The organism is Pseudomonas sp. FP603 (assembly GCF_030687415.1).
Taxonomy (GTDB): domain Bacteria; phylum Pseudomonadota; class Gammaproteobacteria; order Pseudomonadales; family Pseudomonadaceae; genus Aquipseudomonas; species Aquipseudomonas wuhanensis.
Map to the genome: position 1 here is coordinate 655,074 of NZ_CP117431.1, position 18,922 is coordinate 673,995.

16 protein-coding genes and 1 pseudogene are annotated in these 18,922 nt (G+C 59.7%); 14 read left to right on the forward strand and 3 right to left on the reverse strand.

All coding sequences use genetic code 11. The features are described from left to right. The first annotated feature begins 32 nt into the window (after positions 1–32). From PSH65_RS02985 to trpE, 10 genes and pseudogenes are all read left to right on the forward strand, one after another. Positions 33–2,429 (forward strand): transporter substrate-binding domain-containing protein, encoded by a 2,397-nt coding sequence (locus PSH65_RS02985; protein WP_305424879.1) that lies wholly within the window; start codon positions 33–35, stop codon positions 2,427–2,429. 52 nt (positions 2,430–2,481) lie between these two features. Next, positions 2,482–3,123: a response regulator transcription factor gene (locus PSH65_RS02990; protein WP_174160275.1), complete on the forward strand. Its 642-nt coding sequence runs from the start codon at positions 2,482–2,484 to the stop codon at positions 3,121–3,123. Positions 3,124–3,489: 366 nt separating this feature from the next. After that, a pseudogene (locus PSH65_RS02995) lies at positions 3,490–4,616 on the forward strand (ABC transporter ATP-binding protein). A gap of 48 nt (positions 4,617–4,664) precedes the next feature. Then, positions 4,665–5,708: an ABC transporter substrate-binding protein gene (locus PSH65_RS03000; RefSeq protein WP_305424880.1), complete on the forward strand. Its 1,044-nt coding sequence runs from the start codon at positions 4,665–4,667 to the stop codon at positions 5,706–5,708. Positions 5,709–5,906: 198 nt separating this feature from the next. Beyond that, positions 5,907–7,154 carry an ABC transporter permease gene (locus tag PSH65_RS03005; RefSeq protein WP_305424882.1) on the forward strand — a complete coding sequence of 416 codons (1,248 nt, stop codon included), beginning with the start codon at positions 5,907–5,909 and terminating at the stop codon, positions 7,152–7,154. A 12-nt stretch (positions 7,155–7,166) separates the two neighbouring features. Next, entirely contained in the window at positions 7,167–7,991 is an 825-nt protein-coding gene (locus PSH65_RS03010) for an ABC transporter permease (RefSeq protein ID WP_095052684.1), read from the forward strand. A 220-nt stretch (positions 7,992–8,211) separates the two neighbouring features. Then, a complete protein-coding gene (locus PSH65_RS03015; RefSeq protein WP_305424883.1) occupies positions 8,212–9,360 on the forward strand; it encodes an iron-containing alcohol dehydrogenase in 1,149 nt (382 codons plus the stop codon). Between the two features lie 86 nt (positions 9,361–9,446). After that, positions 9,447–10,121 (forward strand): ribulose-phosphate 3-epimerase, encoded by a 675-nt coding sequence (gene rpe / locus PSH65_RS03020; protein ID WP_007941649.1) that lies wholly within the window; start codon positions 9,447–9,449, stop codon positions 10,119–10,121. Further along, a complete protein-coding gene (locus PSH65_RS03025) occupies positions 10,118–10,936 on the forward strand; it encodes a phosphoglycolate phosphatase (protein WP_305424884.1) in 819 nt (272 codons plus the stop codon). Before rpe ends, PSH65_RS03025 begins: the two co-directional genes overlap by 4 nt. 70 nt (positions 10,937–11,006) lie before the next feature. After that, positions 11,007–12,488: an anthranilate synthase component I gene (gene trpE, locus PSH65_RS03030; protein ID WP_305424885.1), complete on the forward strand. Its 1,482-nt coding sequence runs from the start codon at positions 11,007–11,009 to the stop codon at positions 12,486–12,488. A 171-nt stretch (positions 12,489–12,659) separates the two neighbouring features. Here the strand turns inward: trpE and estP are convergent, their stop codons facing one another. Beyond that, positions 12,660–14,567 (reverse strand): esterase EstP, encoded by a 1,908-nt coding sequence (gene estP / locus PSH65_RS03035; RefSeq protein WP_305424886.1) that lies wholly within the window; start codon positions 14,565–14,567, stop codon positions 12,660–12,662. Beyond that, complete coding sequence (locus PSH65_RS03040; RefSeq protein WP_305424887.1) at positions 14,564–14,926, reverse strand: hypothetical protein; 363 nt, start codon at positions 14,924–14,926, stop codon at positions 14,564–14,566. The genes estP and PSH65_RS03040 overlap by 4 nt, the downstream gene beginning before the upstream one ends. Before the next feature lie 47 nt (positions 14,927–14,973). Here PSH65_RS03040 and PSH65_RS03045 point away from each other — a divergent pair, with 47 nt between their 5' ends. The 4 genes from PSH65_RS03045 (at position 14,974) to PSH65_RS03060 (ending at position 18,259) form a co-directional block, all read left to right on the forward strand. After that, on the forward strand, positions 14,974–15,567 hold the full coding sequence (locus tag PSH65_RS03045) for an aminodeoxychorismate/anthranilate synthase component II (RefSeq protein WP_305424888.1): 594 nt from the start codon (positions 14,974–14,976) through the stop codon (positions 15,565–15,567). A 9-nt stretch (positions 15,568–15,576) separates the two neighbouring features. Further along, a complete protein-coding gene (gene trpD / locus PSH65_RS03050) occupies positions 15,577–16,626 on the forward strand; it encodes an anthranilate phosphoribosyltransferase (protein WP_007906883.1) in 1,050 nt (349 codons plus the stop codon). Then, a complete protein-coding gene (gene trpC / locus PSH65_RS03055; protein ID WP_305424889.1) occupies positions 16,623–17,459 on the forward strand; it encodes an indole-3-glycerol phosphate synthase TrpC in 837 nt (278 codons plus the stop codon). Before trpD ends, trpC begins: the two co-directional genes overlap by 4 nt. A 98-nt stretch (positions 17,460–17,557) precedes the next feature. Further along, positions 17,558–18,259: a lipoate--protein ligase family protein gene (locus PSH65_RS03060; protein WP_305424890.1), complete on the forward strand. Its 702-nt coding sequence runs from the start codon at positions 17,558–17,560 to the stop codon at positions 18,257–18,259. Positions 18,260–18,269: 10 nt separating this feature from the next. Here the strand turns inward: PSH65_RS03060 and crp are convergent, their stop codons facing one another. Next, a complete protein-coding gene (gene crp, locus PSH65_RS03065) occupies positions 18,270–18,914 on the reverse strand; it encodes a cAMP-activated global transcriptional regulator CRP (RefSeq protein WP_305424891.1) in 645 nt (214 codons plus the stop codon). Positions 18,915–18,922 lie beyond the last annotated feature (8 nt).

Below are 18,922 nucleotides of genomic sequence, written 5' to 3' on the forward strand. Positions count from 1 at the left end.
GGTTGATCAGTATTTGTCAGTGTGAGACTTCGATGATGCATTTTCGCTGCCTGTGGGTTATCGGCTGTTTGTGGTTTCCCTTGATGGGCTGGGCCGCGCCCGCGCCACCGGCGCATGTCGTGCACCTGTTGCCAGCGCAACAACAATGGCTGGCTCAGCATGGCGAGTTGAGGGTCGGAGTGGTGTTGCAAACACCCTATGCCCAATACGATCGCCGCTTGCAGCGCCTGTCGGGGGTGAACATCGAGCTGATGAAGTGGCTGGCCAAGGCGCTCAAGATCGAACTGAGCTGGCGCAATTATCCTGATCTTGCGCAATTGGAAGCCGCCGCCCGTGAAGGCGACATCGATATCGCGCCGGGGCTGACGCAAACCCCCGCGGCTTTGCGGCTCTGGCAATTTTCCGACCCTTACATGCGGGTGCCGCAACTGGTGGTCAGCGACCAGAAGAGCACCGGTGCGGTAGAGCTGGAAAAGCTCGACAGCCAGACCCGCGTTGCCGTGCGCATGCCCAGCGTCACCGCCGATTATCTGCGCAGCAATTATCCTCATCTGAACCTGCAAGGCGTGCCTCTGGAGCGCCAGGCGCTGCAATTGTTGTTGAGTCAGCAGGCCGGTTACGCCGTGGTCGATGAGGCGCAGTTCGGGCGTCTGTCTGCCGAGCCTGAGTTCTCCGGGTTGGCCGTGGTGGGTGATATCGGTTTCCCGCAGCTGCTGCGAGTGGCCACGCGTCGGGACTGGCCGGAGTTGGCCGGCATCGTCGAAAGTGCGCTACGGGCGATCCCGGCCAAGGACCTCGAACAACTGCACAACCAATGGGTGCAACCCAAGTACCCGCGACTGTCCGAGTCGCCGGGTTTCTGGCAAAACCTCAGCCTGCTCTTGGTGGTGTTACTGCTGAGCAGCATGGCCATTGTGTTCTGGCAACGTCGTCAGCAACACAGTCTGGAGCAACGATTGCTGGCGGCGCGCGAAGACATTGCCCTGCGCGAGGCCAGCGAAGAGGCCTTGCGCCTCACGCAGTTTTCCATCGATCAGAGCACCGTCGGCATTCTCTGGGTCAACTGGGACAGCCATGTGCGCTACGCCAACCGCGCGGCGGAAACCATGCTCGGCTACCCGGCGGGCGGGATCATTGATCGGCCATTGATCGACTTCGAACCCGGTTTGCACATGGACCGCTGGCTGAACCTGTGGAAACGCGCCCGGGCCAGTGACGAAGGGCCGCAAAGTTTCGAAACCAATTGCGTGCGAGCGGATGGCAGTATTCTGCCGGCGGATGTTTCATTGAGCTTCTTGCGTTTTCGCGATGGCGAATACCTGGTGGTTTATCTCAATGATGTCACCGAGCGTCGTCGCGCCCTGGCCGCGTTGCAGGAAAGCGAGGCGCGGCTGCAAGGGATTGCCGCCAACGTCCCCGGCCTGGTCTTTCGTCTGGAGCGCGCGCCGGTGACCGGACAGATCGACTTTGCCTACATCAGTGAAGGCAGCGAGAGCCTGGTGGGATACTCGCCGGCCACGCTGGCCCATCGGGACAAAGGCTTGCGCAGCCTGGTGCATCCGGACGACAAAGCCAGTTATCACCAGACTCAGGATCATGCGCTGGACACCGACAGCGACTGGTCGTGGCAGGGACGGATTCTGACCCGTCAGGGCGAGCAGCGCTGGGCCGAAATCAAGGCCATCACCCGCCGGCTTGAAGATGGCGCCTATGTCTGGGACGGGATCGTCTGGGACATCACCGAGAGCAAGCGCATCGAACTGGAACTGGCCAGTTCCCGCGAGCAATTGCGCGAGTTGTCCGCCCACCTGGAGAGCGTGCGGGAAGAGGAAAAGGCCCGCATCGCCCGGGAAGTTCACGACGAGCTGGGTCAGATGTTGACCGTACTGAAGCTGGAAACGTCCATGTGTGAACTGGCCTACGCCCAGCTCGACCCAGGTCTGCATGAGCGCTTGAACAGCATGAAACGGTTGATCGCTCAGCTGTTTCAACTGGTGCGCGATGTGGCCACGGCGCTACGGCCGCCGATTCTCGATGCCGGGATCGCCTCGGCCATCGAATGGCAGGCGCGACGGTTCGAGGCGCGCACGCAGATCCCGTGCCTGGTGCAAGTGCCGGATAACTTGCCGGTGCTCAGTGACGCCAAGGCCATCGGGCTGTTCCGGATTCTTCAGGAAGCGCTGACCAATGTCATGCGCCACGCCCAGGCGCATACTGTTGAACTGACGCTGGCCCTTGAGGGCAATGAACTCTGTCTGACGGTCAGCGATGATGGCGTAGGATTTGTCGCCGCCACTGGCAGGCCGACATCCTTTGGTGTGGTCGGCATGCGTGAGCGGGTGTTGATCATGGGCGGGCAGTTGTTGCTTGAGAGTGAGCCGGGAGAGGGGACGACCCTGACGGTGCGAGTGCCGCTGGATGAAGCCTGAAAAATTTACGGTGTCTGTACTCGCGAATGATCTTGGCTCTGACATAAGAAAAATGGAGAAGAACGTGATCCGTGTACTGGTAGCCGAAGACCACACCATCGTTCGCGAAGGCATCAAGCAATTGATCGGCCTGGCCAAGGACTTGCTGGTGGTCGGGGAGGCGAGTAATGGCGAGCAGTTGCTAGAGACCTTGCGCCATGTTCCCTGCGAAGTGGTGTTGCTGGACATCTCCATGCCCGGAGTCAACGGCCTGGAAGCGATTCCGCGGATTCGCGCCTTGAACAATCCCCCGGCGATTCTGGTGCTGTCGATGCATGACGAAGCGCAAATGGCCGCTCGGGCGTTGAAGGTGGGCGCCGCAGGTTATGCGACCAAGGACAGCGATCCGGCATTGCTGCTGACGGCAATCCGCAAAGTTGCGGCGGGCGGGCGATACATCGATCCGGACCTGGCCGATCGTATGGTCTTCGAAGTCGGCCTGACGGATTCGCGGCCATTGCACTCGTTGCTGTCGGAGCGTGAATTCTCGGTGTTCGAGCGCTTGGCCCAAGGTGCCAACGTCAACGACATCGCGCAACAACTGGCCCTGAGCAGCAAAACCATCAGCACCCACAAGGCGCGGCTGATGCAGAAACTCAACATCACCTCCCTGGCCGAACTGGTGAAGTACGCGATGGAGCACAAACTCCTCTGATACACCCTATCCACGGATTCACTGCAAATCCCTGTGGGAGCGGGCTTGCCCGCGATTGCGGTTTGTCAGTCGATAGGATTTTGAATGTTCCACCGTCATCGCGGGCAAGCCCGCTCCCACAGGACCGTGGTGGCATGTCCATTTGCGACAGGCTCACAAAGCCGCTTTTGCCTGTTCTTGCGGCTTGCAGCTCACCGCCTGTCGCGATCCCGAATCGACATATCCATCCCCGCCATCCTTGTAGGGCAATCCCTACCCCCAACCTTCCATCCGGCTGAGGCGATTCTCTCCTGCGCCCCGATTTGCGTGGCTCCCAGCGTCCACTAGGCTTAGTCCACAGCAGTCATCAATAACAAAGGTGTGGGTATGAGCCAGGTTGATTCAAGCGCAGGGGCCAGCGATATTCTGGTCAGCTTTCGTGGAGTGCAAAAGAGCTACGACGGCGAGAACCTGATCGTCAAAGACCTCAACCTGGATATTCGCAAAGGCGAATTCCTCACCTTGCTCGGGCCGTCCGGCTCCGGCAAGACCACCAGTCTGATGATGCTCGCCGGTTTCGAAACGCCGACCGCAGGCGAAATTCAACTGGCCGGGCGTTCCATCAACAACGTGCCGCCGCATAAACGCGACATCGGCATGGTGTTCCAGAACTACGCGTTGTTCCCGCACATGACGGTTGCCGAGAACCTGGCGTTCCCGCTGACCGTGCGCGGCTTGAACAAGAGCGATGTCAGTGACCGGGTCAAACGTGTCTTGAGCATGGTTCAGCTCGACACCTTCGCCCAGCGTTTATCCAGCGCAACTGTCCGGCGGTCAGCAAGCAGCGTGTGGCCTTGGCCCGTGCGTTGGTGTTCGAACCGCAACTGGTGCTGATGGACGAACCTCTCGGCGCACTGGACAAACAACTGCGCGAACACATGCAGATGGAAATCAAACACCTGCACCAGCGTCTCGGCGTGACCGTGGTCTACGTGACCCACGACCAGGGCGAAGCCCTGACCATGTCCGACCGTGTGGCGGTTTTCCATCAAGGTGAAATCCAGCAGATCGCACCACCGCGCTCCCTCTATGAAGAGCCGAAAAACACCTTCGTCGCCAACTTCATCGGCGAAAACAACCGTCTCAATGGCCGCTTGCACAGCCATACCGGCGACCGCTGCGTGGTTGAGCTCGGTCGCGGTGAAAAGGTCGAAGCGCTGGCGGTCAACGTCGGCAAGACCGGCGAACCCGTCACGCTGTCGATTCGTCCGGAACGCGTGAGCCTCAATGGCTCGAGCGAGTCCTGCGTCAACCGCTTCTCAGGGAGGGTGGCGGAATTTATCTATCTGGGCGACCACGTCCGGGTTCGCCTGGAAGTCTGCGGCAAGACCGACTTCTTCGTGAAACAACCGATTGCCGAGCTCGATCCCGCGCTCGCTGTCGGCGACGTGGTACCGCTTGGCTGGCAGGTCGAACACGTTCGCGCGCTCGACCCACTTCTAGAGGCGCATTGATCGCCCCCCTGCTTCACCAACACTAACCCTGCAGTTGGAGAACAATAAATGTTGAGATCCCTGAAATTCACCGCTTTGGTCATGGGCATGATCGGCGCGGCACACGCAATGGCGGCGGGCCCGGACCTGACCGTGGTGTCCTTTGGCGGGGCGAACAAGGCGGCGCAGGTCAAGGCCTTCTACGCACCGTGGGAAGCAGCGGGCAACGGCAAAATCATCGCTGGCGAGTACAACGGCGAGATGGCCAAGGTCAAAGCCATGGTCGACACCAAGAGCGTGTCCTGGGACCTGGTGGAAGTTGAATCGCCAGAACTGTCCCGTGGTTGCGACGAAGACATGTTCGAGCAACTCGACCCTGCGCTGTTCGGCAAGACCGAAGACTATGTCAAAGGCGCTATCCAGCCATGCGGCGTGGGTTTCTTCGTGTGGTCGACCGTGCTGGCCTACAACGCCGACAAGCTGAAAACCGCTCCGACCAGCTGGGTGGATTTCTGGGACACCAAGAAATTCCCGGGCAAACGCGGCCTGCGTAAAGGCGCCAAGTACACCTTGGAATTCGCTTTGATGGCCGATGGCGTTGCACCGAAAGACGTCTACAAAGTGCTGGCCGGCAAAGACGGTCAGGACCGTGCGTTCAAGAAACTTGATGAGCTCAAACCAAGCATTCAGTGGTGGGAAGCCGGCGCACAACCGCCGCAATACCTCGCCTCCGGTGACGTGGTCATGAGCTCGGCCTACAACGGCCGGATCGCGGCGGTACAGAAAGAAAGCAACCTGAAAGTGGTGTGGAACGGCGGTATCTACGACTTCGACGCATGGGCGATTCCAAAAGGCCTGGATAAAACCCGCGCTGAAGCGGCGAAGAAATTCATCGCGTTCTCGGTGGCTCCGCAGCAGCAGAAGACCTACTCGGAAAACATCGCTTACGGCCCGGCCAATACCCAAGCCGTGCCGTTGTTGTCCAAGGATGTCCTGAAAGACATGCCGACCACCCCGGAAAACATCGCCAATCAGGTGCAGATCGACGTCAGCTTCTGGGCTGACAACGGCGAGCAACTGGAGCAGCGCTTCAATTCCTGGGCTGCCAAGTAACCACGCCACACGGGACGACGGTTCACCGGATGATCGTTCCCACGCTCTGCGTGGGAATGCCGCCCGGGACGCTCCGCGTCCCTGTGACGCAGAGCGTCACTGGATGCGTTTCCACGCAGAGCGTGGGAACGATCAGCACCAAAAGTTCGAGGCGGCGTTTGCCACCTTTGCAATGATCAAAGATTTCCGGAGTACGCCATGGCTATCGCCGTTCCCGTGAACGCGGGCACTGACCCCACCTTGAAGCAGCGGCTCAAGCACGCCGAGCGGATCAACCGCTGGAAAGCTCAAGCCTTGATCGCGCCGTTGGTGCTGTTTCTGTTGCTGGTGTTCCTGGTGCCGATCGTGGCGCTGCTCTTCAAAAGCGTCGGTAACCCGGAAGTGGTCGGCACCATGCCGCGCACCGTGGCAGCCATCGCCAGTTGGGATGGCCGAGGCCTGCCGGCAGAGCCTGTGTACAAGGCCGCCAGCGAAGACCTCGCCGAAGCCCGCAAGAATCAGACCTTGGGCGACTTGTCCAAGCGCTTGAACATGGAGTTGGCCGGCTACCGCAGCCTGCTGACCAAAACCGCACGCGCCTTACCGTTCGCCACCGAACCGGCCTCCTATAAAGAAGCGCTGGAAGGCCTCGACGAGCGCTGGGGTGATCCGGCCTATTGGCAGGTCGTGCGTCGCAACACCAGTAACATTACGCCTTATTACCTGCTGGCGGCTGTCGATCACCGTATCGACGACCTGGGGGAAGTTGCCCCGGCCACCCCCGATCAGGCGATCTACCTCGATATCTTCGCCCGCACCTTCTGGATGGGCCTGATCATCACCCTGATCTGCCTGGTGCTGGCCTACCCGCTGGCCTACCTGCTGGCGAACCTGCCATCGCGGCAAAGCAACCTGTTGATGATTCTGGTGCTGTTGCCGTTCTGGACCTCGATTCTGGTGCGAGTCGCCGCGTGGATCGTGTTGCTGCAATCGGGCGGCTTGATCAACAGTGGCCTGATGGCCATGGGCATTATCGATAAGCCGCTGGAGCTGGTGTTCAACCGCACCGGGGTCTACATCTCGATGGTGCACATCCTGCTGCCGTTCATGATTCTTCCGATCTACAGCGTGATGAAAGGCATCTCACCGACTTACATGCGCGCGGCGATTTCCCTCGGCTGCCACCCGTTCGCCAGTTTCTGGCGGGTGTATTTCCCGCAGACCTATGCCGGTGTCGGCGCCGGTTGCCTGTTGGTGTTCATCCTCGCCATCGGCTACTACATCACCCCGGCATTGCTGGGCAGCCCGAACGATCAGATGGTCAGCTATTTCGTCGCCTTCTACACCAACACCAGCATCAACTGGGGCATGGCGACCGCGCTCGGTGGGCTGTTGCTGCTGGCGACCGTGGTGCTTTATCTGATTTACAGCTGGCTGGTGGGCGCCAGTCGCCTGCGCCTGAGCTAAGGGGAGAATGAAATGCTGAGTCCTTATATGTCGCCCATCGAACGGGTGTGGTTCTACAGCTTGCGGATTCTCTGCGGCTTGATTCTGTTGTTCCTGATCCTGCCGGTGCTGGTGATCATTCCGCTGTCGTTCAACTCGGGGAGTTTCCTGGTCTATCCGCTGCAGGGCTTTTCGCTGCACTGGTACCAGGATTTCTTCGCCTCGGCGGAATGGATGCGTTCGTTGAAGAACAGCATGATCGTGGCCCCGGCAGCGACGGTTCTGGCGATGATCTTCGGCACGCTGGCGGCGATCGGCCTGACCCGGGGTGATTTCCCGGGCAAACCGCTGGTGATGGCGCTGGTGATCTCGCCGATGGTGGTGCCGGTAGTGATCATTGGTGTGGCCAGTTACCTGACTTTTGCCCCATTGGGATTTGGCAACAGCTATATCTCGCTGATTGTGGTGCACGCCGTTTTGGGTGTGCCGTTTGTGATCATCACGGTATCGGCGACCTTGCAGGGGTTTAACCAGAACCTGGTGCGGGCCGCTGCAAGCCTGGGGGCTTCGCCGCTGACCGCGTTTCGTCGGGTGACCTTGCCGTTGATTGCGCCGGGTGTGATTTCCGGTGCGCTGTTTGCCTTTGCCACCTCATTCGATGAAGTGGTGGTGACGCTGTTCCTCGCCGGTCCCGAACAAGCGACCTTGCCTCGTCAGATGTTCAGCGGCATCCGCGAAAACCTCAGCCCGACGATTGCGGCTGCCGCGACACTGTTGATTGCGTTCTCGGTGATCCTGCTGCTGACGCTGGAATGGCTGCGTGGGCGCAGCGAGAAACTGCGTACTGCGCAGGTCTGAAGCCACAGGCGGAAAAAATGTGGGAGCGGGCTTGCCCGCGATGGCGTCATGACATTCAACATCCATGTTGACTGATACACCGTCATCGCGGGCAAGCCCGCTCCCACAGTGATCTAGAGTGTTTTCGGAATCGCGGGTCATTTGTTATCTGAATAGCAGACAAACCCCAATCCCCAGCTACTATTGTGCCCAGCTCCCCTATCTATAAGAGGCTGCGCACATGAGTCTTTCCTCTTTCAAAATTGCTCACAAACTGATCACTGGCGCAGGTGCCATCGAGCAACTGGCGGCAGAGCTCACACGCCTGGATGTCGACAACCCGCTGATCGTTACCGACGCTGCTCTGGTCAAGTCCGGCACGGTAGAGCTGGCGCTGGCGCAGCTGGGCGAGCGCAGTTACGAGATTTTCGACCGGGTGTTGCCGGACCCGGAAATCGCCATCGTCGAAGATTGCATGCGGGTTTACCGTGAAGGCGGGCATGACGGGCTGATCGGCCTGGGCGGTGGCAGTGCCATCGACATCGCCAAGAGTGTTGCAGCCTATGCCGGTTACCACGGCGAGCTGCAGGACTTGTTCGGCGTCGATCAGGTGCCGCGCAAAGGCCCACCGCTGATTGCCATCCCGACCACTGCCGGCACCGGTTCGGAAGTGACTAACGTTGCGATTCTTTCCGACAAGGTCGCGCAGTTGAAGAAGGGCATCGTCAGCGATTACCTGCTGCCTGACGTGGCGCTGGTCAGTCCGCAAATGACCCTGACCTGCCCGCGCAGTGTCACCGCCGCCAGTGGCGTCGATGCGCTGGCGCACGCCATCGAGTCCTATCTTTCGCTCAATGCCTCGCCAATCACCGATGCCCTGGCCATTGGCGCGATCAAACTGATTACCAAAGCGCTGCCCAAGGCCTACGCCAATCCATCCCATCTGCAAGCCCGCGAAGACATGGCCACCGCCAGCCTGATGGCCGGCATGGCGTTCGGCAATGCCGGGGTCGGCGCGGTGCATGCGTTGGCGTACCCACTGGGCGGGCGGTTCAATATTGCCCATGGCGTCAGCAATGCCTTGCTGCTGCCTTATGTCATGACCTGGAACAAGATGGCTTGCGTGGAGCGTATGCAGGATATTGCCGAAGCCATGGGGGTGAAGACTGCTCAGTTGAGCGCGAACGAAGCGGCGGACAAAGCCGTGGAGGCGATGACCGAGCTGTGCGCCGCGGTGGAAATCCCGTTGGGCCTGCGCAGTTTCGGGGTGTCCGAGGACGCGATCCCGGCCATGGCCGTTGAAGCCGCCGGCATCGAGCGCCTGATGCGCAATAATCCGCGCAAGCTGAGCACCGTCGATATCGAGAAGATCTACCGAGCGGCCTATTAATACCCAATCATCGCAGCACGGTGCGCGCGTCAAAGCATGAGGTATACAATGCGCGCCATCGTGATTCTGCTCAAAAAAGGTGCGTCATGCAGCCCTTCGTCATTGCTCCGTCGATTCTCTCCGCCGACTTCGCCCGCCTGGGCGAGGAAGTGGACAACGTCCTGGCCGCCGGCGCCGACTTCGTGCACTTCGATGTCATGGACAACCACTACGTGCCAAACCTGACCATCGGCCCGATGGTGTGCTCCGCGCTGCGCAAGTACGGCGTGACCGCGCCGATCGACGCACACCTGATGGTCAGCCCGGTGGACCGCATCGTCGGTGACTTCATCGAGGCCGGCGCGACCTACATCACCTTCCACCCGGAAGCCACGCTACACGTCGACCGTTCCCTGCAACTGATCCGTGAAGGCGGCTGCAAGGCAGGCCTGGTGTTCAACCCGGCGACCCCGCTGGACGTGCTCAAGTACGTGATGGACAAGGTCGACATGATCCTGCTGATGAGCGTCAACCCGGGCTTCGGCGGGCAAAAGTTCATTCCGGCCACCCTCGACAAGCTGCGTGAGGCACGAGCGCTGATCGATGCTTCCGGGCGTGACATTCGCCTGGAGATCGACGGCGGGGTGAACGTGAATAACATTCGTGAAATCGCGGCGGCGGGTGCTGACACCTTTGTCGCCGGTTCGGCGATCTTCAATGCGCCGAACTATCAGGAAGTGATTGAAAAAATGCGTTCCGAACTGGCGTTGGCTCGCCCATGAGCGGTTTTGAGCAGCTGTTCCCGGGGCGTCTGCCGCGGCTGGTGATGTTCGATCTGGATGGCACGCTGGTCGATTCGGTCCCTGACCTCGCAGCGGCCGTGGATAACATGCTGCTCAAACTCGGGCGTCAACCTGCCGGTATCGGATCGGTGCGGGAGTGGGTTGGCAACGGCGTGCACATGCTGGTGCGCCGGGCGTTGGCCAACCACATCGACGGCGAGGGTGTCGATGAGGTCGAGGCCGAGCATGCCCTGGAATTGTTCAACGGCTTTTATGAGGACGGTCACGAACTGACGGTGGTTTACCCCGGCGTGCGTGACACCCTCAAGTGGCTGAACAAACAAGGCGTCGAAATGGCGCTGATCACCAACAAGCCGGAGCGCTTCGTCGCGCCGCTGCTGGATCAGATGAAGATCGGCCGTTACTTCAAATGGATCATCGGTGGCGACACCTTGCCGAAGAAGAAACCGGACCCGGCCGCGCTGTTTTTCGTGATGAAAATGGCCAACATTCCGGCGTCGCAATCGTTGTTCGTCGGCGACTCGCGCAGCGATGTGCTGGCGGCGAAAGCGGCGGGGGTCAAATGCGTGGCCCTTAGTTATGGCTATAACCACGGTCGGCCGATTGCCGAAGAATCACCGGCGCTGGTGATCGATGATCTGCGCAAACTAATTCCCGGTTGCCTGGATCCGGCCGCTGAGATAACGTTGCCCGACGCTGTTCAATCCCCTCCTGGAAACGCCATCGTGGTGGTCACTCGCAAACTCTGGATGAAAGTCATCAAGGCCCTGGCCCGCTGGCGTTGGCGCGCCTGACTTGTTCCTGGCCGGCGTACCGGCGCGTTTGCACACCTGACCGTTAGACCCTCAAGCCACGAGGCACCTCATGATCCGCGAAGAATTCCTGCGTTTGGCCGCTGCCGGCTACAACCGCATCCCGCTTGCCTGCGAAACCCTGGCCGACTTCGACACGCCGCTGTCGATCTACCTGAAACTGGCCGACGAGCCGAACTCCTATCTGCTGGAGTCGGTGCAGGGCGGCGAGAAATGGGGCCGTTATTCGATTATCGGCCTGCCGTGCCGCACCGTACTGCGAGTTCACGATCATCACGTCAGCGTGACCCACGACGGCATCGAGATCGAAAGCCACGACGTTGAAGACCCACTGGCCTTCGTCGAAGCCTTCAAGGCGCGCTACAACGTGCCGACCATCGCCGGTCTGCCGCGCTTCAACGGCGGCCTGGTGGGCTACTTCGGTTATGACTGCGTGCGCTATGTGGAGAAGCGTCTGGGCAAATGCCCGAACCCGGATCCACTGGGTGTACCGGATATTCTGCTGATGGTGTCCGACGCCGTGGTGGTGTTCGACAACCTCGCCGGCAAGATGCACGCGATTGTCCTGGCCGATCCGTCGCAGGAAGACGCCTTCGAGCAAGGTCAGGCGCGTCTGCAAACGCTGCTGGAACAACTTCGCCAGCCAATCACTCCGCGTCGTGGCCTGGACTTCAGCAAACAGCAATCGGCTGATCCGGTGTTTCGCTCCAGCTTCACCCAGAACGATTACGAAAAAGCCGTCGACACCATCAAGGAGTACATCCTGGCTGGTGACTGCATGCAGGTTGTGCCGTCCCAGCGCATGTCGATCGACTTCAAGGCTGCGCCCATCGATTTGTACCGGGCGCTGCGCTGCTTCAACCCGACGCCTTATATGTACTTCTTCAACTTCGGCGACTTCCACGTCGTTGGCAGTTCGCCGGAAGTCCTGGTGCGGGTCGAAGACAACCTGATCACCGTGCGCCCGATTGCCGGCACCCGTCCGCGAGGGGCCAACGAAGAGGCTGACGTGGCGCTGGAAAAAGACCTGCTGTCGGATGACAAGGAAATCGCCGAGCACTTGATGTTGATCGATCTGGGCCGCAACGACACCGGTCGCGTCTCGGAGATCGGTTCGGTAAAACTCACCGAGAAGATGGTGATCGAGCGTTATTCCAACGTGATGCACATCGTGTCCAACGTTACCGGCCAATTGAAGGCCGGGCTGACGGCGATGGACGCACTGCGGGCGATCCTGCCGGCCGGCACACTGTCTGGCGCGCCGAAGATTCGCGCGATGGAAATCATCGACGAACTGGAACCGGTCAAGCGTGGCGTCTATGGCGGCGCGGTCGGTTACTTCGCCTGGAACGGCAACATGGACACCGCGATTGCGATCCGCACCGCCGTGATCAAGAACGGCGAACTGCACGTACAGGCCGGTGGCGGCATCGTCGCCGACTCGGTGCCGGCGCTGGAATGGGAAGAAACCCTGAACAAGCGTCGCGCCATGTTTCGTGCGGTGGCCCTGGCCGAGCAAACTCCGGATACCTGAGTTCACCGATAACCCTGTGGGAGCGGGCTTGCCCGCGATGGGGCCAGTACATTCAACATTGATGTTGTCTGTCAGTCCGCTATCGCGGGCAAGCCCGCTCCCACATGGATAGTGCTCATTTCAAAAAAACGCGGCGCCTGTAAGGCGGCCGCGTTTTTTATTGCCTGCGATTTAGAAGTCCAGCGCAACCCCAACGGTCAAACCTTGCTGGGTAAAGTCATCATCCTTGCGCAAGGTATAGCCGCCACGCAGCGCCAGGTCGGCGGTCAATTTGTGGCTGACCCCCAGGGTTAAGCGGTTGAGATGGCTTTGCGGTGTGTAGCCCTGAAGATTGAAGTCGAGGGACGGCAGGCTGTTGAGGGCAACATTCACTTTCTGGGTGTCGTCCTCGTATTCACGCTCGTGGGCATATTCGCCAAACACCTGGGTCTGACGGGTGAAGTTGTATTTGCCTTGCAAACCGACACCCAGGCGTTTCGAGTCTCGGGTCTGATCATCAAAGGTCAGCGCCGTGGAGCGGTTGCTGTTTTCCGAGTAGCCGTCGACTTCCACTTTGGCGTAATCGGCGCTGATGAACGGTGACAGGTGCCATTCGCTGCCCGGTTGGGCAATGTCATAGCCAAGGCGAGTACTGAAGGCCCAGAGATGGCCGTCGGTATCACCCTTTTCCGCGCCTTCGCTGACACCGAGGTCGAATTTGCGCTCTAGATTGTCGTAATCCAGCTTGCCACCGGTCAACGCGGCATCGGCCCACCAGCGATTCTGCTGGAACTGAGCGAAGGCGGTCGCCAGATAGCTATTGAGTTTGTAGTCCGAATCGTGACTACCTGCTTCCAGGTTCTGGCGATAGAAGCCTGCAGCCACACCGACGCGCCAGGCTTCATTGAGACGGTAGCTACCGCCAATATTCAGGTTGTAGCCGCTGCCGTCGGCGCTGGCGCCGCTGCTTTGGCTATCGATATCCAAATGCTGACCACCGCCGGCGACAATCGCGCGCCATTGGCCGACGGCCTGCCAGTTCTCCCAGTCGGATTGCCACTGGTTACGCAGTTCGTCCTGGTGCGCGCGTAAGGTGGCGTGGGCCATTTCTGGTAGCAGCGTCAGCTCCCAGGGTGCTGCCAGCAAGGAATAGGCGTAATCGGCTATCAGTTTTTGCCCGGTTTCGGTCGGGTGCACCCCATCGTTGTAGATCAGCTTGCTCGGATCCGGGGTGGCACTGTTGATGCCGTACACGGGGTTTTCCGTGCAATCGTTGCCGCTGAAGCAGGTAGCCGTCAGATTCTGGCCGACGGCAAGGCCGAAGCGCGCTGGGTCGGCGAAGGTTTCCTGCAACAGCAATGGAATGTTCAACGGGATGATTTCGGCATTGATCCCGGCGAGTCGGGTGACCAACTGCTGGTTGAAGGCGGCGCTCAGTTGTGAGGTAGCCGCCTGCAGGGGGGTGCCATTGATGGCGGGCGTCAAACCCAGGTCGGGCAGCAGCCATACCACGATGTACCGTGCGCCGGCGGTCTGCAAAACCTGGGCGCTGTCGGCCAGTCGATTCGCCGCGGCATTTGCCTGAGCACCACTTTGTACACGCCCCTGAAGAAAATCGTTACCACCTCCGGAAATGTAATACAGCGCATTCGGATCGGCGCTGAAGTTGTTTGTCGGCAGATAGCCCGAACGCGTGCGTTCACCCGTGGCGGATACGCTGGTGATCGAGGTGAGGATCTGGTCGGTGCGGTAACCTCCAGCGGCCCAGTTATTGCCATCCGGCAGGCCTTGGTTCGCACGCGCCGCCGAGGTTGAAGCGGCCGTCTGGTCCGGTGAAAACCCGAGCCTTTCACCTAGCAGTTGGGTCGAGTTGGCGGAATAGACTTCGCCGCTGCCGTTCTGGTAAACCGGCCCGGTCCGGTTGGTAAAGCGCAGGGTCGAACCGGGAGGGCCGCCCGTGTCGGTAAACTGCCCGGCATCGTTGAGGCTATCGCCGAAGACGATGAAATTCGAATAAGGGTTGGGCGCCGCGATCGCCTGGGTGCAGGCCATAGCGAGCAAGCAGCCGGCAAGCGGTACAGCCAACGTCTGTCTGATCATGAGCAAGTCCGTTTGTTATTGTTGTAGTGAGCAAAACGATAGTGCCAAAAACTATAGAGCCTGTTGCCGTTCGGCGCGAACCCGTCGATTGTTTCACGCGCTTCGATCGCCCCATATTGCACGCTCTGCCCAGCTAAGTTACTGTGCCAAGACGTATAGATGAGACCTTCCCCGTGTTGATCGTCAGCAAACTTCTGGATCAAGTCATCAAGGCACATGCCCGTTGGCGTTGGCGCGCCTGAATCCTTCTGCCGGCCCGGCCGGATCTTTACCGCTTTGCCTTCTTTACCCGCAAGACAAACCGCTTTGCAGCGCGACTCCAGCGACTGACAAAGTGCAGGACGTTGCGGGTAAATCATTCGAAGGCTGTATTCAAAGTCAGTAAATTCAAGAGGTTCTTAACGCCATGTTGCTGATGATCGATAACTACGACTCTTTTACTTACAACGTTGTGCAATACCTCGGTGAGCTCGGCTCCCAGGTCAAAGTCGTGCGCAACGATGAACTCACCATTGCCGAAATCGAAGCCCTCAACCCTGAGCGGATCGTCGTTTCACCCGGCCCTTGCACGCCGAACGAAGCAGGCGTGTCGATTGATGTGATCAAACATTTTGGCGGTAAATTGCCGATTCTCGGTGTTTGCCTGGGTCACCAGTCCATCGGCCAAGCCTTTGGCGGCGATGTGGTCCGTGCCCGTCAAGTCATGCACGGTAAGACTAGCCCGGTATTCCACGAGGACAAGGGGGTATTCGAAGGCCTGAATCGCCCGCTGACGGTCACCCGCTACCACTCGCTGATCGTCAAGCGTGAAACCCTGCCCGATTGCCTGGAGCTGACCGCCTGGACCCAGCTCGAAGACGGCTCGGTCGACGAGATTATGGGCTTGCGCCACAAGACGCTGAACATCGAGGGTGTGCAATTCCACCCTGAGTCTATCCTCACCGAACAGGGCCATGAGCTGTTCGCCAACTTCCTCAAACAAACCGGCGGCACGCGCTAAGGACTTTCCATGGATATCAAGACAGCCCTGAGCCGTATCGTCGGCCACCTCGACCTCAGTACCGATGAGATGCGCGATGTCATGCGCGAAATCATGACCGGGCAATGCACGGATGCGCAGATCGGCGCGTTCATGATGGCCATGCGCATGAAGAGCGAAAGCATCGATGAGATCGTCGGCGCCGTGACGGCGATGCGCGAATTGGCGGACAAAGTTGAACTCAATACCCTCGACGGCGTGGTCGATGTGGTCGGCACCGGCGGCGACGGTGCGAACATTTTCAACGTCTCCACGGCTTCCTCGTTCGTAGTCGCCGCAGCCGGTTGCACCGTAGCCAAGCACGGTAACCGTGCAGTGTCGGGCAAAAGCGGCAGCGCCGATTTGCTGGAAGCCGCGGGTATCTACCTGAACCTGACCCCGGTTCAGGTAGCGCGTTGCATCGACAACGTCGGTATCGGTTTCATGTTTGCCCAGACCCACCATAGCGCGATGAAGCACGCCGCCGGCCCGCGCCGCGAGCTGGGCTTGCGCACACTGTTCAACATGCTCGGCCCGCTTACGAATCCGGCCGGTGTGAAACATCAGGTGGTGGGTGTGTTCAGTCAGGCGTTGTGCCGGCCATTGGCCGAAGTTCTGCAGCGTCTGGGTAGCAAACACGTGCTGGTGGTGCATTCGAAGGATGGCCTGGACGAGTTCAGTCTGGCGGCACCGACCTTTGTGGCGGAATTGAAGAATGACCAGATCACCGAGTATTGGGTCGAACCCGAAGATCTGGGCATGAAGAGCCAGAGTCTGCACGGTCTGGCGGTGGAAAGCCCGGCAGCTTCCCTTGAGCTGATTCGCGATGCCTTGGGCAAGCGCAAGACCGAGAACGGTCAGAAAGCCGCCGAGATGATCGTGCTCAATGCCGGCGCCGCGCTGTACGCCGCCGACCATGCCAGCAGTTTGAAAGAAGGCGTTGCCCTGGCGCACGATGCGCTGCACACAGGCCTCGCTCGGGAAAAACTTGAGGAGTTGGGTGCATTTACCGCGGTATTCAAAGTGGAGAATGAGGGATGAGTGTACCGACGGTTCTGGAAAAAATTCTGGCCCGCAAAGTCCAGGAAGTCGCCGAGCGTAGCGCTCGTGTGAGCCTGGCAGAGCTGGAAAACCTGGCCAAGGCGGCCGATGCACCCCGTGGTTTCGCCAAGGCATTGATCGATCAGGCCAAGAAGAAACAGCCGGCGGTGATTGCTGAAATCAAGAAAGCTTCGCCAAGCAAGGGCGTGATTCGCGAGAACTTCGTGCCTGCGGACATTGCGAGGAGTTACGAAAAGGGCGGGGCGACTTGCCTGTCGGTGCTCACCGACATCGATTACTTCCAGGGTGCCGATGCGTATCTGCAACAGGCCCGGGCGGCGTGCAAGTTGCCGGTGATCCGCAAGGACTTCATGATCGATCCTTACCAGATCGTTGAATCCCGTGCCCTGGGCGCTGACTGCGTGCTGTTGATCGTCTCCGCACTGGACGACGTGAAAATGGCCGAGCTGGCGGCCGTGGCCAAAAGCGTCGGTCTCGATGTCCTAGTGGAAGTCCACGACGGCGACGAGCTGGAGCGGGCCTTGAAAACCCTCGACACGCCGCTGGTGGGCGTGAACAACCGCAACCTGCACACCTTCGACGTCAATCTGGAAACCACCCTCGACCTGTTGCCGCGTATCCCGCGCGATCGTCTGGTGATTACTGAAAGTGGCATTCTTAACCGGGCCGATGTCGAGCTGATGGAAATCAGCGACGTGTACGCATTCCTGGTCGGCGAGGCATTTATGCGCGCCGAAAGCCCGGGTGCCGAGCTGCAGCGCCTGTTCTTTCCCGAGCGTGGCGTTCCAGTGAGCGGTTCGACGCTCGACTGAAGACATCTTCGCAGGCAACCCGATCCCCTGTGGGAGCGGGCTTGCCCGCGAAGAGGCCATCAAGTACCCCAAAGACTTCATGTCTTACGGAGTCATCCATGCCCCAGCCAATTTCGCTGACCATCGAAGCCGGCCTGCTCGCCGAGCAGGATCTGCTGACCTCAGTCTGCGCTGGCGATTCAGAGTTCGCTCTGTTGTTCTGGCAACCCAGTGATCGGGCATTGGTCATGCCGCGCCGCTTGAATCGCTTGTCGGGTTTCGAAGCGGCGTGCGAGGTATCAGCGGCGGCGGGTTGGCCGGTATTATTGCGTGAAACCGGTGGTGAGCCGGTGCCGCAATCGGCATCCACCCTCAATATCGCGCTGGTCTATGCGCCACCGCGCAGCGAAGGTGACCTAAACCGTATCGAATCCGGTTACCGGCGTTTGTGCGATCCGATCTGTCAGTTGCTGGATGAGCTGGGCGGCACTTCGTCGCTTGGCGAAATCGACGGTGCGTTTTGCGATGGCCGCTTTAACGTCAATCTGGATGGGCGCAAGATGGTCGGCACTGCTCAGCGCTGGCGCCAGAGTCAGGGCGGTCAGCGTCCAGTGGGACTGGTGCATGGTGCAATGCTGCTGGATAACGAGCGCGAATCGATGGTCGCTGCGGTCAATCGCTTCAATGAAGCTTGCGGCCTGGAGCAACGGGTGCGTGCCGATAGCCACATCGGCCTGCATGAGAAGTTCACGGCGCCAGACGCGCTGACACGTCTCGACGGATTCTACCGGCAAATGCTGGCGCAGATGTTCGCCGCCTGAGTTTTCAAGCCTAGCGCGTACCGAAGACCACCATGGTCTTGCCTTTGACGTCGACCAGGTTGCGCTCTTCCAGATCCTTGAGCACGCGGCCGACCATCTCACGGGAACAACCGACAATCCGGCCGATTTCCTGACGGGTCACCTTGATCTGCATGCCGTCCGGGTGGGTCATGGCGTCAGGTTGCTTGCACAGCTCCAGCAGGCAGCGCGCCACGCGACCGGTCACGTCAAAGAATGCCAGATCGCCGACCTTGCGCGTGGTATTGCGCAGGCGTTGTGCGATTTGTCCGCTAAGCACGTAAAGAATGTCTGGATCCTGTTGGGACAGTTCGCGGAATTTCGCGTAGCTGATTTCCGCGACTTCGCATTCGACTTTGGCGCGCACCCAGGCGCTGCGCTCCTGTTCCAGCCCGGCTTGCTCAAACAGACCCAGTTCGCCGAAAAAATCCCCGGAGTTGAGGTAGGCGATGATCATTTCCCGGCCGTCGTCATCCTCAATCAGGATGGTCACCGAACCTCTGATGATGAAAAACAGTGTGTCCGAGCGGTCACCGGCACAAATGATGTTGCTCTTGGCGGCATAGCGACGGCGCTGGCAGTGCATCAACAGTTTGTCGAGGTTCTTGATTTTAGGTGTGGGGGTAATAGCAACCATGGTTGTAT